The sequence below is a fragment of the Pseudomonas brassicacearum genome (assembly GCF_918698105.1).
GTDB lineage: Bacteria > Pseudomonadota > Gammaproteobacteria > Pseudomonadales > Pseudomonadaceae > Aquipseudomonas > Aquipseudomonas brassicacearum_F.
The window spans coordinates 40025-63179 of record NZ_CAKKMI010000036.1 but is presented as its reverse complement, the minus strand read 5'-3'; the positions used below and the strand labels follow the sequence as shown (position 1 = coordinate 63179).

Annotated in this window: 17 protein-coding genes and 1 rRNA gene; 13 read left to right on the top strand and 5 right to left on the bottom strand. The window is 61.8% G+C overall.

Translation table 11 applies throughout. From position 1 onward, the window contains the following. From rrf to LQ215_RS15940, 7 genes are all read left to right on the top strand, one after another. Positions 1 to 100, top strand: a 5S ribosomal RNA gene (rrf, locus tag LQ215_RS15970); the annotation flags it as partial. 156 nt (positions 101 to 256) lie between these two features. Next, a complete protein-coding gene (recC, locus tag LQ215_RS15965; protein WP_230151282.1) occupies positions 257 to 3709 on the top strand; it encodes an exodeoxyribonuclease V subunit gamma in 3453 nt (1150 codons plus the stop codon). Continuing rightward, positions 3706 to 7395, top strand: a complete 3690-nt coding sequence (recB, locus tag LQ215_RS15960) for an exodeoxyribonuclease V subunit beta (RefSeq protein ID WP_230151280.1) — start codon at positions 3706 to 3708, stop codon at positions 7393 to 7395. The genes recC and recB overlap by 4 nt, the downstream gene beginning before the upstream one ends. Next, positions 7392 to 9488: an exodeoxyribonuclease V subunit alpha gene (recD, locus tag LQ215_RS15955; protein WP_230151277.1), complete on the top strand. Its 2097-nt coding sequence runs from the start codon at positions 7392 to 7394 to the stop codon at positions 9486 to 9488. Before recB ends, recD begins: the two co-directional genes overlap by 4 nt. Before the next feature lie 140 nt (positions 9489 to 9628). Further along, on the top strand, positions 9629 to 10204 hold the full coding sequence (locus LQ215_RS15950; protein ID WP_230151275.1) for a YfiR family protein: 576 nt from the start codon (positions 9629 to 9631) through the stop codon (positions 10202 to 10204). Then, on the top strand, positions 10201 to 11469 hold the full coding sequence (locus tag LQ215_RS15945; RefSeq protein WP_230151272.1) for a diguanylate cyclase domain-containing protein: 1269 nt from the start codon (positions 10201 to 10203) through the stop codon (positions 11467 to 11469). The genes LQ215_RS15950 and LQ215_RS15945 overlap by 4 nt, the downstream gene beginning before the upstream one ends. 54 nt (positions 11470 to 11523) lie before the next feature. Next, a complete protein-coding gene (locus LQ215_RS15940; RefSeq protein WP_230151286.1) occupies positions 11524 to 11976 on the top strand; it encodes an OmpA family protein in 453 nt (150 codons plus the stop codon). Here LQ215_RS15940 and LQ215_RS15935 read toward each other — a convergent pair. Beyond that, a complete protein-coding gene (locus LQ215_RS15935) occupies positions 11973 to 12920 on the bottom strand; it encodes a LysR family transcriptional regulator (protein ID WP_230151271.1) in 948 nt (315 codons plus the stop codon). The two genes, LQ215_RS15940 and LQ215_RS15935, sit on opposite strands and share 4 nt — an antisense overlap. Positions 12921 to 13050: 130 nt before the next feature. Here LQ215_RS15935 and LQ215_RS15930 point away from each other — a divergent pair, with 130 nt between their 5' ends. Together LQ215_RS15930 and mmsB are read left to right on the top strand one after the other, a co-directional pair. Then, complete coding sequence (locus LQ215_RS15930) at positions 13051 to 14577, top strand: CoA-acylating methylmalonate-semialdehyde dehydrogenase (protein ID WP_003197536.1); 1527 nt, start codon at positions 13051 to 13053, stop codon at positions 14575 to 14577. 10 nt (positions 14578 to 14587) lie between these two features. Beyond that, positions 14588 to 15475, top strand: a complete 888-nt coding sequence (gene mmsB / locus LQ215_RS15925; RefSeq protein ID WP_230151269.1) for a 3-hydroxyisobutyrate dehydrogenase — start codon at positions 14588 to 14590, stop codon at positions 15473 to 15475. Positions 15476 to 15689: 214 nt separating this feature from the next. Here mmsB and LQ215_RS15920 read toward each other — a convergent pair whose 3' ends face one another. Further along, on the bottom strand, positions 15690 to 16034 hold the full coding sequence (locus LQ215_RS15920; RefSeq protein ID WP_230151268.1) for a cupin domain-containing protein: 345 nt from the start codon (positions 16032 to 16034) through the stop codon (positions 15690 to 15692). Between the two features lie 97 nt (positions 16035 to 16131). Beyond that, entirely contained in the window at positions 16132 to 17013 is an 882-nt protein-coding gene (locus LQ215_RS15915; RefSeq protein ID WP_230151266.1) for a LysR family transcriptional regulator, read from the bottom strand. A gap of 212 nt (positions 17014 to 17225) precedes the next feature. Here LQ215_RS15915 and LQ215_RS15910 point away from each other — a divergent pair, with 212 nt between their 5' ends. Next, complete coding sequence (locus LQ215_RS15910; RefSeq protein WP_230151264.1) at positions 17226 to 17990, top strand: sulfite exporter TauE/SafE family protein; 765 nt, start codon at positions 17226 to 17228, stop codon at positions 17988 to 17990. Here the strand turns inward: LQ215_RS15910 and LQ215_RS15905 are convergent. Then, complete coding sequence (locus LQ215_RS15905; RefSeq protein WP_230151263.1) at positions 17980 to 18294, bottom strand: putative quinol monooxygenase; 315 nt, start codon at positions 18292 to 18294, stop codon at positions 17980 to 17982. The genes LQ215_RS15910 and LQ215_RS15905 overlap by 11 nt on opposite strands. A 202-nt stretch (positions 18295 to 18496) precedes the next feature. Here LQ215_RS15905 and LQ215_RS15900 point away from each other — a divergent pair, with 202 nt between their 5' ends. The 3 genes from LQ215_RS15900 to LQ215_RS15890 all read left to right on the top strand — a co-directional run bounded on the left by LQ215_RS15900 (position 18497) and on the right by LQ215_RS15890 (position 21209). Continuing rightward, a complete protein-coding gene (locus LQ215_RS15900) occupies positions 18497 to 19087 on the top strand; it encodes an NAD(P)H-dependent oxidoreductase (protein ID WP_230151261.1) in 591 nt (196 codons plus the stop codon). Between the two features lie 214 nt (positions 19088 to 19301). Beyond that, entirely contained in the window at positions 19302 to 20213 is a 912-nt protein-coding gene (locus LQ215_RS15895; RefSeq protein ID WP_230151259.1) for a LysR family transcriptional regulator, read from the top strand. Positions 20214 to 20315: 102 nt separating this feature from the next. Then, positions 20316 to 21209 carry an NAD-dependent epimerase/dehydratase family protein gene (locus LQ215_RS15890; protein ID WP_230151257.1) on the top strand — a complete coding sequence of 298 codons (894 nt, stop codon included), beginning with the start codon at positions 20316 to 20318 and terminating at the stop codon, positions 21207 to 21209. 165 nt (positions 21210 to 21374) lie between these two features. Here LQ215_RS15890 and LQ215_RS15885 read toward each other — a convergent pair whose 3' ends face one another. Beyond that, positions 21375 to 22820 (bottom strand): SulP family inorganic anion transporter, encoded by a 1446-nt coding sequence (locus LQ215_RS15885; protein ID WP_230151255.1) that lies wholly within the window; start codon positions 22818 to 22820, stop codon positions 21375 to 21377. Positions 22821 to 23155: the final 335 nt, after the last annotated feature.

Below are 23155 nucleotides of genomic sequence, written 5' to 3'. Positions count from 1 at the left end.
CATTGGAACCACCTGATCCCATCCCGAACTCAGCAGTGAAACGATGCATCGCCGATGGTAGTGTGGGGTTTCCCCATGTGAGAGTAGGTCATCGTCAAGATTAAATTCCGAAACCCCTATCTGCTGATGCAGGTAGGGGTTTTGTTTTGTCCGCGGGAAAGTTCTTACGGCAAGCGCGGACAGCTTCCGGCTGTCACAACCCCCCGACAGTGCTAAGGTTCTGCCCCTAGCTTTTGCATTTTCAAGGATGCCTTTCATGCCGGACGCTACGTCCCTTAGCCCAGCTTTCATGGTGGTTCACGGGAATCGCCTTGATGAATTGCGCAGCCTGGTGATCAGCTTGATGCGGCGCTATCCGCTGGCCCCCCTTGAAAATGAAATCGCCCTGGTACAGAGCAACGGCATCGCCCAATGGCTCAAGCTCGCGCTGGCTGAAGACCCGCAAGACGATGATTCCGGCGGCTGCGGTATTGCAGCAGCCATTGATGTGCAACTGCCGGGCAGTTTCATGTGGCAACTTTATCGAACAGTCCTGGGACGCGACGAAATTCCGGCCAAGTCTCTGCTGGATAAGGCTCCGCTAACCTGGCGCCTGATGCGCCTGCTACCGCAGTTGATCGAGCAGCCGCATTTCGAACCTCTGCGACGATTCCTGACCCACGACACCGACTTGCGCAAACGCTATCAACTGTCCGAGCGTCTTGCCGATCTGTTCGACCAGTACCAGGTCTACCGGGCCGACTGGCTTGAGGACTGGGCGGAAGGTCGACACCAGACCCGAAATGTCCGAGGCGAAATCAAACCGCTCGCACCGGCAAATTGCTGGCAAGCGGAACTGTGGCGAGCCTTGTTGCTGGATGTGGGGGAGCAAGGCATGGCGCAAAGCCGTGCCGGCGTTCATCAGCGCTATATCGAGCGTATCAACAGCCTGCAAGTCGCTCCGAAAGGCCTGCCCGCACGGGTCATCGTGTTTGGTATTTCTTCGTTGCCTGCCCAGGTCCTGGAGGCGCTCGCCGGCCTTTCCCGGTTCAGCCAGGTTCTGCTCTGCGTGCATAACCCGTGTCGCCATCATTGGGCGGACATCGTCGCCGACAAGGACTTGCTGCGTCACCAATACAAGCGCCAGGCACGCAAGGCGGGCATGCCCGTCGTCCTCGATCCGCAAACCCTGCATCAACATGCCCATCCGTTATTGGCCGCCTGGGGCAAGCAAGGGCGCGACTATATCAACCTGCTCGACAGCTACGATGACCCCAACAGCTATCGCTCGGTATTTCGCGATGGGCGCATCGACCTGTTTACAGATGGAACGCCCACGACCCTTCTCAGCCAGTTGCAGGATGACATCCTGGAGCTGCGCCCCCTGGATGAAACCCGGGAACACTGGCCTGTCGTCGATACGGCGCGAGACGGTTCGATCCGTTTTCATGTGGCCCATGGCGCCCAGCGTGAAGTCGAAATTCTTCACGACCAATTGCTGGCCCACTTCAGTGCGGATCCGACCCTGCGCCCACGGGATATCATCGTCATGGTCCCGGACATCGACAGTTATGCCCCGCACATTCGCGCAGTATTCGGCCAGCTCGACAGGAGCGACCCGCGTTTCATTCCCTTCACGCTGACCGACCAGGGCCAGCGTGGACGTGATCCCCTGCTGATCGCCGTCGAACATTTGCTCAAGCTGCCGGACAGTCGTTTCCCGGTCAGCGAAATCCTCGATCTGTTGGATGTTCCGGCGTTGCGCGAACGGTTTGGCATCGATGAGGCCGACCTGCCGACACTGCACCGCTGGATCGAAGGGGCAGGCATTCGCTGGGGGATGAGCGCCGAACACCGTGCCGGCTTGGGCCTGCCTGCCGAGCTTGAGCAGAACAGCTGGCATTTCGGCTTGCGTCGCATGTTGCTGGGGTATGCCGTCGGCAGTTCGAGCGCTTATGAGGGCATTGAGCCCTATGACGAGATCGGTGGCCTGGATGCGGCGTTGATCGGTCCCCTGGTTGCTTTGCTGGATGCCCTGGAAGTCGCCCATCAGGAGCTCACCCGGCCGGCATCGCCACAGCAATGGGGTTCACGCCTGCAAGACCTGATGCAGCTGTTTTTCCAGGCAAGCAACGAGCATGACGACTATTTGCTGGCCCAGCTCGAAGACTTGCGTGAAACCTGGCTGGAAACCTGTGAATCGGTGGGGCTGCACGATGAATTGCCGCTGACGGTGGTGCGTGAGGCGTGGTTGGCCGGATTGGATCAGGGGCGATTGTCCCAGCGTTTCCTGGCCGGCGCAGTCAACTTCTGTACCTTGATGCCGATGCGCGCGATCCCCTTCAAGCTGGTGTGCCTGCTTGGGATGAATGACGGTGATTACCCGCGAGCCCAGCCGCCTTTGGACTTCGACCTGATGGGCGGCGATTATCGTCCGGGCGATCGTTCACGCCGCGAGGACGACCGTTACCTGCTGTTGGAAGCGCTGCTTTCTGCCCGGGAAAAGCTCTACATCAGTTGGGTGGGTCGCAGCATTCGCGACAACAGTGAGCGCCCGGCATCGGTGTTGATCGGCCAGCTGCGCGATCATCTCGCCAGCGGCTGGCGGTTGGCAGATGACAGCAAGTCTCTCCTTGATGCCCTGACCGAGGAACATCCGTTGCAACCGTTCAGTGCACGTTATTTCCATCAAGGAGACGCGCTGTTCAGTTACGCCAGCGAATGGCGGATGCTCCATGACGCTTGCGATCAAACCGATAAAAACCAGGTGCTGGAACCCTATGTCCAGGAGGAGCCCTTGGGCCTCGGGCAGTTGCAGGATTTCCTGCGCAATCCTGTCCGCCATTTCTTCAGTCAGCGATTGAAAGTGTTCTTCGAGGCTATCGAAGCGCCCTTGGCTGATGACGAACCTTTTGTGCTTGATGCGCTGCAACGCTACAGCCTGAGTGACAGCTTGCTCGAGGCCGCCCTGGTACGCCTGGACCAGCCGGACCTTGCCCTCACCGCCCACGCCAAAAGGCTGCAGAATAGTGGCCTGTTACCCATGGCCGGGTTCGGTGAATGCATGCAGCGTGAATTGATCGAACCCCTGCCGGATCTGCTCCAGCGATACCAACAGCTCCTGGCGTTATGGCCGACGCCGCTGACAAGTGCCATGCCCGTCAGCCTGCACTTGCAAGGCGTGAATGTCGAAGGGTGGCTCAGTGGCCTGCACCAGCGCTCCGACGGTGCGGTCCTCGCCATCACGGCCATCCCCAACAGCATTGGCTCCACCAAGACCCGCAAGTGGCATCGCCTGATACGGCCCTGGGTCAACCATCTGGTGGCCTGCGCTAATGGCTTGTCGTTGACGACGGCGCTTGTGGCCAGTGATGACAGCTTGCTGCTGGCACCTTTTGAAGAGCCTGTCGCACAAAGGCTGCTGGGCGACATGCTGCAGGCTTGGCAAACCGGTATGCGCCAGCCTCTGCCGATTGCAGTGAAGACGGCTTTCGCCTGGCTCGGCCAGACTGATCCGATCAAGGCCGAAGCGGCGGCTCGCAAAGCTTATGAAGGCGATGGGCAGACGTTTGAAGGCGAACGACGGGAAAGTCCGGCGTTGGCTCGACAGTTTGCTGATTTCGATGCCTTGATGGCTGACGAAACATTCCCCGATTGGTGCGATGCACTCTACCGACCGTTGCTCGAGGCCCCTTGGCGTTCATTGGTCGGCGAGGAGGCCCGCTCATGAGTCGACAGACACCATTGGCCCTGGCCTTCCCATTACGGGGCAGCCAACTGATTGAGGCCAGCGCCGGTACCGGCAAGACCTTTACCATTTCGGCGCTGTACCTGCGCCTGGTGCTGGGCCATGGCGGTTCGGCGTCCGGTTTTGGCCGCGAGTTGCTGCCACCGCAGATCCTTGTGGTGACCTTCACGGACGCTGCCACCAAAGAGCTGCGTGAACGAATTCGAACCCGTCTGGCCGAAGCGGCGCGTTTCTTTCGTGACGAAATTCCCGCGCCGGATTCGCTGATCGCCGCGTTGCGCGATGAGTTCAGCGTTGACCAATGGCCTGGCTGCGCAAATCGTTTGGACATCGCCGCACAATGGATGGACGAAGCGGCCGTCTCGACCATTCACAGTTGGTGCCAGCGCATGTTGCGCGAGCATGCCTTCGACAGCGGTAGCCTGTTCACCCAAACCCTGGAAACCGACCACAGCGAATTGCTGGGCGAGGTGCTGCGCGATTATTGGCGATTGTTCTGCTATTCGATGCAAGGCGAGGCGCTGAACTGGGTGCGTACCCATTGGGGGGGGCCTGCTGCGCTGTTGCCGCGGGTGCGAGGCTTGTTTTCCAGCGAGCGTGGCGACGGTGACGGGCTTGAGCCTGCCGAACTCATCGCCGCAGCCTTGCAGGAGCGCAGTGCCTCCTTGCTCGATCTCAAGGCGCCGTGGCGGCAATGGGCGGTGGAACTGTTGGAGATCTGCCAGCAAGGCGTTGCCAGCAAGTCTGTCGACGGGCGCAAGATGCAGGCGCGTTACTTCGAACCGTGGTTTCAGAAAATCACAGCCTGGGTCGATGACGAAAGCCTTGAGCTGTTGGACATCGGCAGCGGGTTCACGCGGTTGACGCCCGAGGGCATGGCCGAAGCCTGGAAAGGTGAAGTGCCCAACCACCCTGGGCTGGACGCCATGGCCGGTCTCAAGGCCAGCCTGGACGCGTTGCCCACACCAGATGCCGCCGTGCTGCAGCATGCTGCGCAATGGGTCGGGGCGCGCTTCGAGGCAGAGAAGCGTCGCCGCGCCGAGATGGGCTTCGATGACATGCTGCTGCGCCTCGACGCGGCCCTGCAGGCCGACGGAGGCGAGCGTCTGGCGAGCCTGATCCGCGAGCAGTTTCCGGTGGCGCTGATCGATGAGTTCCAGGACACCGACCCGGTTCAATACCGGATCTTCGAAAGCATCTACCGCATCGAAGACAACGACCCCGGGACCGGACTTTTCCTGATCGGCGATCCGAAGCAGGCGATCTACGCTTTTCGCGGTGCCGACATCTATACCTACCTGCGCGCTCGCGAAGCCACCGCTGGCAGGCTGCACACGCTGGGCACGAATTTCCGTTCCAGCCATGCCATGGTCGGTGCGGTCAACCATGTTTTCCAGAATGCCGAGTCCCGCCCGAAGGGGCGTGGCGCCTTTCTGTTCCGTGAACCTTCGGGCGAGAACCCGGTGCCGTTCCTGTCCGTTGAATCCCAGGGGCGCAAGGAGTCCTTGCAGGTCGCAGGGCAGGCGGTTGCGGCGCTGAACATCTGGCACCTGTCGTCGGACCAACCGCTTTCCGGTGCGGTGTATCGACAATCCATGGCGGCTGCTTGCGCCAGTGAGATCACGGCGTTGCTCAACGGCGGCCAGTCGGGACGCGACGGCTTCACGGTCGATGGCGAAACGCTGCGCGGGTTGCGCCCGGCGGATATCGCGGTCCTGGTGCGCGACGGTAAAGAAGCCCAGGCGGTGCGAGATGCCTTGTCGGCGCGGGGCGTGCGCAGTGTCTATCTGTCCGACAAGGATTCGGTCTTTGCCTCGCAGGAAGCGCGTGATCTGCTGATCTGGCTCAAGGCCTGTGCCGAGCCGGATGCCGAACGACCGCTCCGGGCGGCCCTGGCCAGCATCACGTTGAACCTGTCGCTGACGGAACTGGAACGTCTCAATCAGGATGAGTTGGCCTGGGAAGCCCGGGTCATGCAGTTCCGCGGTTATCGTACGGTCTGGCGCAGCCAGGGCGTGCTGCCGATGTTGCGGCGCTTGCTGCATGATTTCGAACTGCCCCAGGCCTTGATGGCGCGCAGCGATGGCGAGCGGGTGCTGACCAACTTGTTGCACCTTTGTGAACTATTGCAGCAGGCAGCCGGTGAATTGGATGGCGAACAAGCGTTGATCCGGCATTTGTCCGAGCACCTGGCCTTGTCCGGGCAGGCGGGAGAAGAGCAGATCCTGCGCCTGGAAAGCGATGAGCAACTGGTCAAGGTGGTCACGATCCACAAGTCCAAGGGCCTCGAATATCCATTGGTCTTCTTGCCCTTCATCTGCTCGACGAAACCGGTAGACGGCAGTCGATTGCCATTGCATTACCACGATGAGGCCAACAAGGCGCAGATCAGCCTCAAGCCCACTGCCGAATTGATCGCCAAGGCCGATGACGAGCGCCTGGCCGAGGATCTGCGGCTTCTCTACGTGGCACTGACCCGTGCACAACACGCCTGCTGGCTGGGTGTCGCGGATCTCAAGCGGGGCAGCAATAACCGCTCGATCCTTCATGTGTCCGCGCTGGGGTATCTATTGGGCGGGGGCGCACCGCTGGCCGAATCGATGGAGCTGGGGGGTTGGTTGCAAGACCTGCAACAAGGCAGTGACGCAGTGAGCTGCCAGCCAATGCCCGAAGCCACCGACGAGCATTACCGGCCCCCGCGCAACGAAGCCGTGTTGCTTGAACCCTTGGTGCCCTTGCGAAAAGCCAGCGAAAACTGGTGGATCGCGTCCTACAGTGCCTTGCGCATCAGCGAAAGCCTGAGCGAAGGCAGCGATACCGCGCCAGAGAATCCGCAAGCACAGAAACTGTTCGACGATGAGCGACTGGACCCGGACGCTCCCAGGGAGACTATCGCTGTCGGTGGCGACATCCACCGCTTTCCCCGTGGTCCCAGCCCCGGCACTTTCCTGCATGGCCTCTTGGAATGGGCGGCGGGGGAGGGTTTTTCATCGGCGCCAGCGGATATCGAGGATGCGATTGCTCGACGCTGCAATCGCCGAGGCTGGAAAGGCTGGATCACCACCTTGAGCGACTGGCTGCAGCACTTGATCAAAATGCCCATGCACGTCGGCAACGACCAGGCGCCAGTGGTGCTCGAAAACTTGAGCCGATTTCAGGTGGAGATGGAGTTCTGGTTCGCCAGCCACAAGGTCGATGTGCAAAAGCTCGACCAGCTGGTTTGCCGGTTCACCCATGGCGGTGTCGCTCGCGTCGCGGCGGAGCCGGTGCAGCTGAACGGCATGTTCAAGGGCTTCATCGATTTGACGTTCGAGCACGACGGTCGCTACTACGTGGCCGATTACAAATCCAACTGGCTGGGCGTCGATGACATGGCCTACACCGTACCGGCCATGGAACAGTCGATCCTGGACCATCGCTACGACCTGCAATATGTGCTGTACCTGTTGGCCCTGCATCGCCAGCTCAAGGCGCGGCTTCCCGATTATGACTACGACCGGCATGTCGGCGGCGCGCTCTACCTATTCCTTCGCGGCACCCGCTCAACCAGCCAGGGCGTGTATTTCACCAAGCCGCCACGGGCGTTGATCGAACAACTGGATCGCCTGTTCCAGGGTGCGCCCGAACCCAAGGCCGAACCGGCATGGGTACAGGGAGAATTGCTATGAGTCGTTCTTTTGCCGACCTGCTACCCAAATCGTCCGACGACGAAAGCCAGGTGGAGTTGGCGCCCTTGAGCCGTGCGCAGGACCTGCTGTTGTTACTGACGCGCTGGGTCGAGCGCGGCTGGTTGCGCGCCTTGGACAAGGCATTCGTGGCGTTTCTCCATGAGCTGGCGCCCGACGATGATCCTTTGGTCCTGCTCGCCGCTGCGTTGACCAGTCATCAACTGGGTCACGGGCATGTTTGCCTGGATGTGTTCGAGACCCTCAAGGAGCCGGATTTTGCGCTGTCGCTGCCTCCCGAGGGCGACCTGCAGACGGGCGTGATGCTATTGCCATCGCAAATATTGGCGACACTGGACGGCGTCCATTGGTGCAAGGCCCTGGCGTCCAGTCGCCTGGTGGCCCTGGCCGTGGATGGGAGCGAAGAGGCGCAGCAACGTCCGTTGGTGCTGTCTGGCAAACGTCTTTATCTGCGCCGCTACTGGAGTTATGAACGGCGGATTGACGAGGCGTTGCGTCAACGGCTTATCGAGCATGAAGTGGCGCCCGGCGACCTGCGCGAGCGTTTGGACGGGCTGTTCGGGCCGGCCAACGCCAGCGGCCCGATCGATTGGCAGAAACTGGCCTGCGCGCTGGCGACTCGCGGGGCGTTCAGCATCGTGACCGGCGGCCCGGGCACCGGCAAGACCACCACCGTTGTGCGCCTGCTGGCGTTGTTGCAGGCTCCGGCCGTCGAGGCCGGGAAGCCGCTGCGGATTCGACTGGCAGCGCCCACTGGCAAGGCGGCGGCGCGCCTGACCGAGTCCATCAGCCAGCAGGTCCGGACCCTGGATGTGGACGACGCTGTGCGCGAACGCATTCCTTGCGACGTCACGACAGTCCATCGTTTGCTGGGCAGCCGCCCTGGCACCCGGCATTTTCGCCACCATGCAGGCAATCGCTTGCCACTGGATGTGCTAGTGGTCGATGAAGCCTCGATGATCGACCTGGAGATGATGGCCAATCTGCTGGATGCACTGCCGGCCCATGCACGGTTGGTGTTGCTGGGGGACAAGGACCAGCTGGCCTCTGTAGAGGCCGGTGCGGTGCTCGGGGATTTGTGTCGAGACGCCGAGGACGGCTGGTACAGCCCCCGGACCCGAGCCTGGCTTGAGTCGGTCAGTGGTGAAAACCTGGCGGCCAGTGACCTGCAACAGGACCTCGACGGCACTCATCCCCTGGCACAGCAAGTGGTCATGCTCAGGCATTCCCGGCGCTTCGGCGAAGGCAGCGGGATCGGTCAGCTGGCTCGCTGGGTCAACCAGCAGCAGCCTGAAAAAGCCCGTCAGTTGCTGGAGCAAGGGCAGCATGCCGATCTGTCTTCCCTGAAATTAACGAGTGAACACGATACGCAGCTGGAAAAACTGTTGCTCGACGGCAAGCCAGAAGGGCCCCAGGGTTATCGGCATTACCTGAGCCTGCTACGGCAGCAACGCCCGGCCATTTCTCACCCGCTGCAAGACCGTTGCTGGGCCGATTGGGCCCGGGAAGTCCTGGCGGCCTTCGACGAATTCCAATTGCTTTGCGCGGTGCGCAAAGGTCCGTGGGGCGTCGAAGGACTGAACCTGCGAATCACCGCCGCATTGCTCAAGGCCCGCCTTATCGATAGCGATCATCAGTGGTACGAAGGGCGCCCGGTGCTGATGACCCGCAACGACTATGGACTGGGGCTGATGAACGGCGATATCGGTATCGCCCTCAAGTTGCCTGAGCGAGACGGCCCGGATGCGGGCAAACAGGTTCTGCGGGTTGCTTTCCCGCGCAACGACGGCCAGGGCGGTGTGCGTTTCGTCCTGCCCAGCCGCCTGAATGATGTGGAAACCGTGTATGCCATGACGGTGCACAAATCCCAAGGCTCGGAATTCACCCATACCGCGTTGATCCTCCCGGATGCGCTCAACCCGGTATTGACCAAGGAGTTGGTGTACACCGCCATTACCCGGGGCAAGCAATGGTTCAGCCTGATAGAGCCGCGCGCGGGGGTATTCGAGGAAGCGGTGCGGCGCAAGGTCAAGCGCTTGAGCGGGCTGATGCTGGAGTTGGAGCGTGATGACTGAATGATCAGCTTTCGTGATTCAATGCCAGGGTCACGATTTTGACTGTTTTCTGTCAGATATGTCCGTAGGGCGCCAGCTCGCTGGCTTTTTGGCACTGTGCTATCGTTCCGACACTTATCGTATTACCAAAGAGATTTTCCATGAAAGTGGCGGTTCGGGAGACTGTGCGCAGCAAGGACTGGGGGCATTATCTGCTTGCCGGTTTTCTGTGGCTGCTGTCGCCTGCGGTGCTTGCCGAAGACCCGCCCTCCACGAGCCGCGCTGAGCAGCGGGCCGAGTCGGTCACTCAAGTTGTCTTGGGCATTCTCAGCTACGCTCGCTGGCCCGTGGAGCCTGCGCAGTTGCAACTGTGCATCGTCGGCCCGACTCAGTACACCGACGACCTGGTCAAAGGCACCACCCAGGCCACCGGTCGACCGGTGACCGTGCAGCGATTGCTGGCCGATCACCCCGACATCGCCACGGACTGCAACGCCGTCTACATCGGCAGGCTGACCAGCGACGAGCGCACCCGTCTGTTTGATTCCCTGATAGGCAAGCCTGTGTTGAGCATCAGCGAAGGCGGTGACCAGTGCACCGTGGGTAGCCTGTTCTGTCTGCGGGTCGGTGATGAGCAAGTATCGTTCGAGGTCAACCTTGACTCGGTAGCGCGCAGTGGCGTGCGTATCCATCCGAGCGTTCTGCAGCTTTCCCGTCGCAGGCCGGCAGTCCCATGAGCCTGTCCAAATCGCGGATCCGTCCCACCCTGGGCGCGGTCATCGGGCGCGGCCATCTGATTGTCGCGTTGGTGGCGATCACCATGGCCAGTGTTTCCCTGACGCTGCTGGGTGTGCTTGCGCTGCGGGTCTACGCCGATCACAACCTGCACCTGATCGCTCGCTCGATCAACTACACCGTGGAAGCGGCCGTGGTGTTCGATGACGCGGCGGCGGCCACCGAGGCGCTGGCGTTGATTGCCTCCACCGAGGAGGTCGCCGATGCCCAAGTGTTCAATGAGCACGGCCGCCTGTTGGCGCGCTGGCAACGCCCGGATACCGGTCTGTTGTCGGAACTGGAAATGCACATTGCGAAGGCGTTTTTGGAAAAGCCCATCAACCTGCCGATCGTTCATCAAGGGCGGAACATCGGCAGCATTCTATTGGCGGGGCATGGTGGCAGCCTGTTGCGTTTTTTGCTCAGCGGTCTGGCCGGGATCATTCTGTGCACGGCGGTGAGTGCCTGGGTGGCGTTGTACCTGGCGCGGCGTCAGCTGCGGGCGATCACCGGACCGCTGCGCAGCCTGGCCGACGTGGCCCACGCGGCACGCAGCGAGCGGGTCCTGGACCGGCGCGTGCCGCCGGCCGCTATCGCCGAGCTGGATAACCTGGCCAATGACTTCAATGCACTGCTCGACGAACTGGAGTCCTGGCAGACCCACCTGCAAAGCGAAAACGAAACCCTGGCACACCAGGCCAGCCACGACAGCTTGACCGGCTTGCCGAACCGGGCGTTTTTCGAGGGCCGGCTGATCCGTGCCTTGCGCAACGCCAGCAAGCTCAACGAGCAAGTGGCCGTGTTGTACCTGGACAGCGACCGGTTCAAGGGCATCAACGACAATTTTGGTCATGCCGCCGGTGACGCGGTGCTGACGGCCGTGGCAACCCGGGTCCGGGCCCAGTTGCGTGAAGACGACTTGGTCGCGCGCCTGGGAGGCGATGAATTTGCCGTGCTGCTGGCCCCCCTGCACAAGGCCGAGGACGCCGAGCGGATCGCTGAAAAAATCATCGCCAGCATGGAAATGCCGATTCAATTGCCCGGCAATGCTTCAGTGCTGACGTCCCTCAGTATCGGCATTGCCGTTTACCCCGACGACGGTGCCACACCGGGCACCCTTCTCCATGCCGCCGATGCGGCGATGTACCAAGCCAAACGCCTCACCCGAGGCGGACAACATACGGCGGAGTCGGATCACTCCGTCGCTGATCTTCAAACCAGGAGCTGACTCGTGCGTTTATATCCTCAAACTTCACTGCTACGGTTCATCGCGTATTTGTTCATGGCTGTGCTGGCCCTTACCGGATGCCAGACCGCGCCGCAAAAAGGACTGAGTCCTGCGCAAATTGCCGTACTCAAGGAGCAAGGCTTCAAATTGACTGACGAAGGTTGGGCTTTTGGTTTATCAGGCAAGGTACTGTTCGGCAGCGACGTGGAAAGCCTTAACCCAGCCAGCACCGAGATCGTCGAGCGAATTGGCAAGGCGCTGCTGGGAGCCGGAATCGAGCGGGTGCGGATCGACGGACATACCGACGCATCGGGCTCCCAGGCCTACAACGAACAACTGTCGATGCGCCGGGCCGTCAGCGTGAGCAAGGTGCTGACAAGCGTCGGCATGCGCGAAGAGAACGTCCAACTGCGCGGCCTGGGCAGCAGCAATCCGGTCGCCTCCAACGACACGGTCGAGGGCCGCACCGAAAACCGTCGTGTCGCCATCGTGGTCATCGCCGACTAGTCGGCGAACACCACCTCCCGACTGTCGCCCATCAGCAGTGGCTGGTTCTGTTCGGTCACTTCGCGGATGTAATCCCACAACAACGTAATCCGCTTCAGCTTCCTCAAGTCCTCCCGGCAGTACATCCAGAACTGCCGGGTGACGGTGATGTCCTCCGGCAGCACCGGCAACAGCCGTGGGTCCTGGGCGGCGAGGAAGCAGGGCAGGATTGCCAGCGAGCGGCCTTGCTGCGCTGCCACGAATTGCGCGATCACGCTGGTGCTGCGCAGGTGGGCGTTGGCGCCCGGCAGGACGTTGGCCAGGTAGAGCAATTCGGAACTGAACGCCAGGTCATCCACGTAGCTGATGAATGAGTGCTGGCCCAGGTCGGCCGGGCGCTGGATGGGCGGGTGATTGTCCAGGTATTGCTGGGTGGCATAGAGCTGCAACCGGTAGTCGCACAATTTGCAGCACACGTACGGGCCATGTTCGGGGCGTTCGAGGGCGATGACGATGTCGGCTTCGCGCTTGGAGAGGCTGATGAAGTGCGGCAGCGGGAGGATATCTACCGAAATGGCCGGGTAGGCGTCGACGAAGTGGCTCAGTTGCGGGGTGATGAAGAAGCTGCCGAAGCCTTCGGTGCAGCCCATGCGCACGTGGCCGGACAGTGCGACGCCAGAGCCTGAAACCTGTTCGCAGGCCATGTGCAGAGTGCTTTCGATCGACTCGGCGTAACCCAGCAGGCGCTGGCCTTCGGCCGTCAGGACAAAACCGTTGGTCCGGGATTTCTCGAACAGCAGCGTGCCCAACGAGGCTTCCAGCGAGCTGATGCGTCGCGACACCGTGGTGTAGTCGACGGCCAGGCGCTTGGCGGCCGTGCTGGCCTTGCGGGTGCGGGCCACTTCGAGGAAAAACTTGAGGTCGTCCCAATTCAGCGACCCCAGGGAGGTGATGTTTTTTTGCATGTTGGACCGGTTTTTATGTGCGTTCTTATTAGAAGTTTGCACATCTATACTCCAAAAACCGTCTCATCACCAAAGGTGTCTATGCACCTTGGTCCCAGCGCTCTCTATAAGAACAATCCCGGAGGCCAGCATGAACGTTTCCCTTACGCCCAGCGACACCACCCTGCAAACCGTCAGACTGTTGATCGATGGCGAGTGGGTTGAATCCCAGTCCAGCGAATGGCACGACATCGTCAACCCGGCCACCCAGCAAGTGTTGGCGAAGGTGCCGTTCGCCACGGCCTCGGAAGTCGATGCCGCCATCGCCGCTGCCCAGCGTGCTTTCCAGACCTGGAAACTGACGCCCATCGGTGCGCGGATGCGCATCATGCTCAAGCTCCAGGCGTTGATCCGCGAGCATTCCAAGCGCATCGCCGCGGTGCTCAGCGCCGAACAGGGCAAGACCATCGCAGATGCCGAGGGCGATATTTTCCGTGGCCTGGAAGTGGTCGAGCATGCCTGTTCCATCGGCACCCTGCAGATGGGCGAGTTCGCCGAGAACGTCGCCGGTGGCGTTGACACCTACACGCTGCGCCAGCCGATCGGTGTGTGTGCGGGCATTACCCCGTTCAACTTCCCGGCGATGATTCCGCTGTGGATGTTCCCGATGGCCATCGCCTGCGGCAACACCTTTGTGCTCAAGCCGTCGGAACAGGACCCGCTGTCGACCATGCTTCTGGTGGAGCTGGCCATCGAGGCCGGCGTGCCGGCGGGTGTGCTCAATGTGGTGCACGGTGGCAAGGACGTGGTGGATGCGCTCTGCACCCACAAGGACATCAAGGCGGTTTCCTTCGTCGGTTCGACGGCGGTCGGCACCCACGTGTATGACCTGGCGGGTCGTCACGGCAAGCGCGTGCAGTCGATGATGGGTGCCAAGAACCACGCAGTGGTGTTGCCCGACGCCAATCGTGAGCAGACCCTCAACGCCTTGGTCGGCGCCGGTTTCGGCGCGGCGGGCCAGCGTTGCATGGCCACTTCCGTGGTGGTGCTGGTGGGCGCGGCCAAGCAGTGGTTGCCGGAGCTCAAGGCCCTGGCACAGAAGCTCAAGGTCAATGCCGGCAGCGAGCCGGGCACTGACGTCGGCCCGGTGATTTCCAAGCGCGCCAAGGCACGGATCCTCGAATTGATCGAGAGTGGCGTGCAGCAAGGGGCGAAGCTGGAGCTCGATGGCCGCGGCATCAGCGTGCCGGGTTTCGAGCAGGGCAATTTCGTTGGCCCGACCTTGTTTTCCGGCGTGACCACCGACATGCGCATCTACACCGAAGAAATCTTCGGCCCGGTGCTGGTGGTGCTGGAAGTCGACACCCTGGATCAGGCGATTGCCCTGGTCAACGCCAATCCATTCGGCAACGGCACTGGCCTGTTCACCCAGAGCGGTGCGGCGGCGCGCAAATTCCAGAGCGAAATCGACGTCGGCCAGGTGGGCATCAACATCCCGATCCCGGTGCCGGTGCCGTTCTTCAGCTTTACCGGTTCCCGCGGTTCGAAACTCGGCGACCTCGGTCCGTACGGCAAACAAGTGGTGCAGTTCTACACTCAGACCAAGACCGTGACCGCGCGCTGGTTTGATGATGACAGCGTCAATGACGGTGTGAACACCACCATCAATTTGCGTTAAGGAGCCGGACATGAACATCGCATTTATCGGCTTGGGCAACATGGGCGCCCCCATGGCGCGCAACCTGCTCAAGGCTGGCCATTCGCTGAACCTGTTCGACCTGAACCAGACGGTGCTGGCTGAACTGGCGGCGTTGGGCGGCACGATCAGCGCCTCGCCGCGCGACGCGGCCCAGGGCGCTGCTCTGGTGATCACCATGCTGCCGGCCGCCGCCCATGTGCGCAGTGTCTGGCTGGGTGAGGACGGCGTGCTGGCCGGTATCGCCGCCGGCACACCGGCGGTGGATTGCAGCACCATCGATCCACAAACCGCTCGCGACGTGGCGGCTGCCGCGGCGAAACAAGGGGTGGCGATGGCCGATGCGCCGGTCTCGGGCGGCACCGGTGGTGCGGCGGCGGGCACGTTGACCTTCATGGTCGGCGCCACGGCCGAGTTGTTCGCCACCTTGCATCCGGTGCTGGCGCAGATGGGCCGTAACATCGTGCACTGTGGTGAAGTCGGCACCGGGCAGATCGCCAAGATCTGCAACAACCTGTTGCTGGGGATTTCCATGGTGGGCGTCAGCGAAGCCATGGCGTTGGGCGATGCTTTGGGAATCGACACCCAGGTGTTGGCCGGCATCATCAACAGCTCGACGGGCCGTTGCTGGAGTTCGGACACCTACAACCCGTGGCCAGGAGTGATCGAAACGGCACCGGCGTCCCGTGGCTACACGGGGGGCTTTGGCGCCGACCTGATGCTCAAGGACCTGGGCTTGGCGACCGAAGCCGCACGGCAGGCCCATCAGCCCGTGGTGCTGGGGGCGGTGGCGCAGCAGTTGTACCAGGCGATGAGCCAGCGGGGCGAGGGCGGCAAGGACTTTTCGGCGATTGTGAACAGCTATCGCAAGCCGCAGTAGAACCTGCTGTGCTCTGAAGCTTTTGTGGCGAGGGGATTTATCTGTGGGAGCAAGGCTTGCCCGCGATTACAGGCGATGCGGTCTCTGAGGGAACGAGGTGCCTACATCGCGGGCAAGCCTTGCTCCCACTGATGTCTGCCTCGCCACAGAGGCGGTGCAATCTAGAAAGTTGTTTTCCGAGAGACCATGTCGGGTGGTCTCTCAGTTTTTTGTTTCAGGCAAAGACGAAATACTTGCGCACGGTCTCGACCACTTCCCACGTGCCTTTCATGCCTGGCTCGACGACGAAGATGTCACCGGCGCGCAGATGGATCGGCTCCATGCCCTCAGGGGTGATGATGCAATAGCCTTCCTGGAAGTGGCAGTACTCCCACTTCACGTATTCCACATACCATTTGCCGGGTGTGCAGATCCAGGTGCCCATGATCTTGCTGCCGTCATCGCTGGTGTAGGCGTTGAGGTTGACGGTGTGCGGGTCGCCTTCGAGTTTTTCCCATTTGCAGGCATCGAGTACGGGCAGCGGATGGGTGTCGCGCAGGACGGTGATGGGTGCGGTCATGTGAGCTCCGAAAGGGGCAGAAGAGAACAGGCACCCTAACGCGCGGCATGAGCGGGTAGATGTCTGTGGTCGACACCGGGCTATCCAGAAGCGCGCATCAATCGGCCAGATGCCGAGCCAGGGCCGTGGCGTAGGCCGGCAAACCGTCGAAGTGGCGGGCGCACAGCAGTAACGCCCGGTGCGCCCAGGCTTCTTGCAGCGGGACACATTGATACGAAGGCTCGGGTGGGCGCCGGTCGATGGCAGCCTTCGGCACGATGGCAATGCCTGCGCCATGGGCCACCATGCGAATCATCCCGTCGAAACCCTCGGTGCGAATGCGCACTTGCATGCGTGAGCCGATGTGCAGGGCCTGCTCTTCCAAGTGGATCGCCAAGGCGCTGGATGCGTTCAGGCCGACATAATCGTGGCTGAGGGTCTCGCTGAAACGTACGACGCGTCCGTCAGCCAGGGGGTGTCCGGTCGGTAGGATCAATACCAGCGGATCATCGCGAAAAGGCCAGGCCTGAAGGCCCTCGGTGTCCACTGCGTCGGAAACGATCCCCAGGTCTGCCGCGCCTTGGCGCAGCGCGTGAGTGATCCGTGAGCTAGGCAGTTCCTGCAGGTCAATGTCGAGGTTGGGATGGGCCTGGAGAAAGCCGGCCAGCAGCTCGGGCAGGTATTCGGTCATGGCGCTGGTGTTGCACAGCAGCCGCACCCGGCCTTTGACACCCTTGGCGTATTCGGCCAGGTCCTGTCGCAGGCGTTCGGCCTGTTGCAGCAGGACCCGGGCGTGCTCGGCCAGGGCTTTGCCCGCGGGAGTGGGCGTTACACCACGCCGCCCGCGCTCAAGCAGGTCGATGCCCAAGGAGGCTTCCATGGCTCGCACTCGTGCGCTGGCCGCGGCCAGGGACAAATGGCTGCGGGCTGCACCGGCGGTGATGTTGCCGGTGTCGAGGATGTTCAGGTAGAGGCGCAGGTCGGTGAGGTCGAAGTGCATGGGCGGGGATCCTGTCTCAAGTGCTGTGGCGCTTGGTTTATCGTCATCGCGAGCAGGCTCGCTCCCACATGGGATTGCATTTCAACTGTGGGAGCGAGCCTGCTCGCGATGGCGTCGGCCGCATCAGCGAATTCACAGCCTCTTGCCGCAAGAGAGGCAGCCTCAGTATATGGCAGATTTTCAAGCCAAGTCCCGGGGCGCACGATACCCCCATGGACACACCCATCGCTTTCTATCAAAACCTCGGCCTGGCCCTTTCCCTGCTGGTTATCGGCACCTTCCTGCTGGCCGGCACCATCAAGGGTGTGATCGGCCTCGGCCTGCCAACCATCTCCATGGGCTTGCTTGGTCTGGCTATGGCCCCGGCGCAGGCAGCGGCGCTGCTCATCATCCCGGCGACGCTGACCAATCTCTGGCAGCTGGCGTTTGGCGGCCATCTGCAAGCCCTGCTCAGGCGTTTGTGGCCGTTGTTGCTGGCGATTTTCATTGGCACCGGGCTGGGTACGCTGTGGCTCGGCATGATGGGCGGGGCCTGGGTGGTGCGGGCGTTGGGCGCGGCGCTGGTGCTGTATGCGCTGAGCGGGCTGTTGCTGCCAACGCTGCGGGTCGGTGCCCGTGTCGAGCCGTGGATCGCTCCGCTCTGCGGGCTGCTCACCGGCCTCATCACTTGCGCCACCGGCGTATTCGTCATTCCGGCGGTGCCCTATCTGCAAGCGCTGGGCTTGAGCAAGGACGAGCTGGTCCAGGCCCTGGGCCTGTCATTCACCGTTTCTACCCTGGCCCTGGCCGCCGGCCTGTTGTGGCGTGGCGAGCTGGGCGGGGGGGAATTGAGCGCTTCGCTGCTGGCGCTGGCGCCAGCGCTGCTGGGGATGTGGCTGGGGCAATGGTTGCGCCAGCGGATCAGCGCTGTGTTGTTCAAGCGGGTATTTTTCATCGGCCTCGGCGTGCTCGGCGGCCATCTGCTGGTCAGCGGCTAGCCGAGGACGGGCTGAGCATGTCGACGCGGCGGATTTCGAAGTCGCGCTCCAGATACTCCATGCGTTGTTCGAAGAACGCTTTCATGTGCGGCAGGTTCGAGTGCACCTCCAGGTGCGCCTGGGAGGCCCAGATCTCATAGAAGATAAACAGCGTCGGATCCTGCTGGTCTCGCAGCATGTGATATTCGATGCAGCCGGGCTCGGCACGGCTTGGCTCGACGTAGGCGCGAAACAGCGCTTCGAAGGCTTCGGCTTTTTCCGGACGGGTCTTGGCGTGCAGGATGAAACCGTGCAGTTTGCTCATCGAAATGGCCTCTTGAAATGAAAGAGGTGTCGGAGTTTACGGTAACAATCGGCCCTCCATTCTTGCGTATTGGTCAAATCAATTTTGCCGTTGCGATGCTTATTCCGCGCGAAGCTCGTCGGTACTCTGCCGCCATCATTTTCAACCTTCCCATACAGCGGCCAGCCAACGGCTCACGCTGTGGAACCCGATGAGGCTCCCCATGAAAAAAATCCTGTTGCTCAATGGCGGCAAACAATTCGCTCACTCCGACGGTCGCTACAACGCCACCCTCAACGACACGGCGCTCAGCGTGTTGGACCGTGGTGGTTTTGATGTGAAAACCACCTTCATCGACGGCGGCTACGACATCAAGGAGGAAGTCGCCAAGTTCCTCTGGGCCGACGTGATCATTTACCAGATGCCGGGTTGGTGGATGGGCGCGCCCTGGACCGTGAAGAAATACATCGACGAAGTCTTCACCGAAGGCCACGGCAGCCTCTACGCCAGCGACGGCCGGACCCGTTCCGATGCCTCGCAGAAATATGGCAGCGGCGGCCTGATCCAGGGTAAGCAGTACATGTTGTCCCTGACCTGGAACGCCCCGCAGCAAGCCTTCGACGACCCGACCGACTTCTTCGAGGCCAAGGGCGTGGACGCGGTGTACTTCCCGTTTCACAAGGCCAACCAATTCCTCGGCATGACCGGCCTGCCAACCTTCCTGTGCGTGGACGTGATGAAGCGCCCGAACATCGAAGAAGATGTGGCGCGGTATGAACAGCATTTGCGCGAGGTGTTCGGCCTTTCGCGGTAATCTGGCTACTATCGGGAATTACCCGAAAGCAATCCTGTACCCAAGGCGAGCGCGCTTTTGTGGCGAGGGAGCTTGCTCCCGCTGGGCTGCGTAGCAGCCCCCAAAAAAAGCGGTCGCTGCGCGCTGGAGCGCTAGCCCGGCCGAGCGGGAGCAAGCTCCCTCGCCACAACGGCATCTTCATCACATTGAGTGTGCATTCCACGAGAGGATGTTTGTGAAAGCCAGATCCGACGAATTGCAGATTTTCGTCTGCGTGATCGAATGCGGATCCATCTCCGCCGCCGCCGAGCAGGTCGGACAGACGCCTTCGGCGGTCAGCCGCACGTTGTCGCGGCTGGAGGCCAAGCTCGACACCACGCTGATCAACCGCACCACGCGGCGCATGGACCTGACCGAGGAAGGCAAGTATTTCTTCGAGCACGCCAAAGGCATCCTCGACCAGATGGATGAGCTGGAAGAGCGCCTGTCATCCCGCCAGAAAAACCCGGCCGGTCGGTTACGGATCAACGCGGCCTCGCCGTTCATGCTGCACGCCATCGTCCCGCACATCGAAGAATTCCGCCGGCTCTACCCGGACATCCAGCTCGAACTCAACAGCAACGACCTGATCATCGACCTGCTGGAGCAAAGCACCGACATCGCCATCCGCATCGGCACCCTCACCGACTCGACGCTTCACGCTCGGGCCCTGGGTTGCAGCCCGTTGCACATCCTGGCCAGCCCCGCTTATCTGAAGCAGCACGGCACGCCATCAAGCGTCGCCGAGCTGGCAGGCCACGCGCTGCTGGGGTTTGCCCAGAATGAGGGCCTCAACCAGTGGCCGCTGCGCCACGTACACGGTGATCGTTGGCCGATCCAGCCAGCCATCAGCGCGTCCAGCGGCGAGACCGTGCGCCACTTGGCGCTGCAGGGGCAGGGCATTGCCTGCCTGTCGGACTTCATGACCCGCGAAGACATCCGTGCCGGGCGGCTGAAAGTGCTGCTGGCCGATGCCAACAGCGGATATCGCCAGCCGATCAATGCCGTGTACTACCGCAACTCGCAACTGGCCTTGCGGATCCAGTGCTTCCTGGACTTCATCCAGGACAAGCTCGCCGGCTATGCCGCGCGGGATTTCAAGGGCTGATTCGTGACTTCAACGCAAGAGTGATTTGGGCAATGTGGACTGTTTCGGCAAGGACCAGTCCTCGATACTCGTCCCATCACTGATGTTGCCAAGGAGTTATCCATGAACGTATTCATCACTGGCGCTGCCGGTTTTATCGGCGGTTCCATCGCCACCGGCCTGGTACGCGCCGGGCATCACGTCAGCGGTCTGGTGCGCAGCGCCGAACAGGCGAACGAACTGACGGCGCTGGGCATCGAGCCGGTTATCGGCACCCTCGAAGACGGCGCGCTGCTGACCGAGCAGGCCCGTGCCGCCGATGCGGTGATCAATGCCGCCAGCAGCGACCACCGCGGTGCGGTCGAAGCGTTGATCGAAGGGCTCAAGGACTCGAACAAAGTGCTGCTGCACACCAGCGGTTCGAGCATCGTCGGCGACGCGTCGGGCGGTCGTTCCAGCGATGCCATCTACTACGAAAATGACCGGCCGGCACCCACTGCCGACAAGGCTGCCCGAGTCGGCATCGACAACCTGGTCCTGGACGCGGCGAAGCAAGGCGTGAACTCCGCGGTGATCTGCAACACCTTGATCTACGGCCACAGCCTGGGCGTCAAGCGTGACAGCGTGCAACTGCCGCGCCTGCTCAAGCAGGCAGCTAAAAGTGGCGTGGTGCGGCATGTCGGGCCGGGACAGAACATCTGGTCCAATGTGCACATCGAGGACGTGGTCCAGTTGTACAAACTGGCCCTGACCCGCAACCAGCCGGGCACCTTCTACTTCGTCGAAAGCGGCGAGGCCTCGTTCATCGACATGACCACCGCCATGGCCCGGGCGTTGAACCTGGGCGAACCGCAGGACTGGCCATTGGCCGATGCCGAAGCGGAGTGGGGTTATGAGATGGCCAATTATGGCCTGGGCTCCAACAGCCGTGTACGCGGCAAGAACGCCCGTGAGCTGCTGGGTTGGACGCCGAAAAGGACGTCGGTGGTGGAGTGGATTCTTGATGGGATGGTGTGAGATCCATCAGTAGATCATAGGACATGTGGGAGCGAGCTTGGTGGGAGCAAAGCTTGCTCGCGATGACGTCGTTACATTAAACAGATAAGTTGATGTCAGACCGCTATCGCGAGCAAGCTTTGCTCCCACCGAGCCCGCTCCCACAGGGTGTGTGTCGGCATGTCGTCAGTCGTGGTGCACGCCCGCGCGCTTGAGCATTTGCTTGCAGCGCTCGGACAGGTGGAACACACGCAGGTGCTTGCCGGCTCTGCTGTAGCGTTCACGCAAGGTCTTGAGTGCGGCGATGGCCGAGTAGTCGACGAAGCTCAGATGCCGGCAGTCCAGGGTGACCTGGGCCGGGTCGTTGGCCGGGTCGAACTGGTTGAGGAACGGCGTCGTCGAGGCGAAGAACAGCGTGCCGTGCAGGCGATAGAGTTTGCTGCCGTCGGCTTCCTGATGCGTGTCGGCGTACAGCTCCCGGGCCTGTTGCCAGGCGAAGTTGAGCGCCGCGATGACGATGCCGCAGAGCACGGCCACCGCCAGGTCGGTGAACACCGTAATGACGGTCACCGCGATGATTACCAACACATCATTTTTCGGCACCTTGTTGATCACCCGCAGCGAGGCCCAGGCGAAGGTCTGCTGCGCAACCACGAACATCACGCCCACCAGCGCAGCGAGCGGGATGCGCTCGATCAGCGGCGACAGGAACAACACGAACAGCAACACCATCACCCCGGCCACCACGCCCGATAACCGTCCGCGCCCACCCGAGCTGAGGTTGATCACCGTCTGGCCGATCATGGCGCAACCGCCCATGCCGCCGAACAGCCCGGAGGCGATGTTGGCTGCGCCCAGCGCCACGCACTCACGGTCCGGATAACCACGGCTCTGGGTGATTTCATCGGTCAGGTTCAGGGTCAGCAGGGTTTCCAGCAAACCGACCATCGCCATGATCACCGCATAGGGCACGACGATCTGCAGGGTCTCCAGGTTCCAGGGAAGCTCGGGCCAGGCGAAGGCGGGCAAGCCGCCGGCGATATGGGCCATGTCGCCCAGCGTTCGGGTGGGCAGGCCGAGCAGGTAGACCGCCAGGCCGACACCGAGGATCGCCACCAGGGCCGGTGGCACGCTGCGGGTCAGGCGTGGCAGCAGGTAGACGATGGCCATGGTCAGGGCTACCAGGCCGGCCATCAGGTACAGCGGATCGCCGCTGAGCCAGGTTTCACCCTGCTTGAAATGCTCCAATTGGGCCAGCGCAATGACAATCGCCAGGCCGTTGACGAAGCCGAGCATCACAGGGTGCGGGACCATGCGCACCAGCTTGCCCAGCCGCAACAACCCGAACGTCATCATGATCAACCCGCCCAGCAGCACGGTCGCCAACAGGTATTGCACGCCGTGCTGCACCACCAGCGCGATGATGACCACGGCCATCGACCCCGCCGCCCCCGACACCATGCCTGGCCGACCGCCGAACAATGCGGTCAGCGTGCAGATGATGAACGCGCCGTAGAGCCCCATCAGCGGATTGAGGTGGGCCACCAGGGCGAAGGCGATGCATTCGGGGAGCAAGGCGAAAGAAGTGGTGAGGCCGGCGAGGGCGTCGGCGCGAAGACGTGCTGGTTTCATGATTTACCTGAGTGGGCGCCGGTGGAAAGTCGGCTGCCGGGGAGTGGTGCAAAAGCAGGTGCGAATGGTACGGAATTGAGTGCGGGGCGGCCAGCCGTTGGTTGATTGTGTTGATGAGTTTGGGGCCGCTTCGCAGCCCAGCGGGAGCAAGCTCCCTCGCCACAAGAGCGATGAAAGTCTTGCGCCGGATTTTCATCAACGCCGTGTCGCGATGTCCATCAGCGACAAATTTTATCTGTGCGCGAAAATTACTTTCAGTGGGTTTGAAGAATCTCCGTCGAAATGATTTATGAGTTTCACAACACATCGACGTGACCCCATTCGAGGAGTAACGC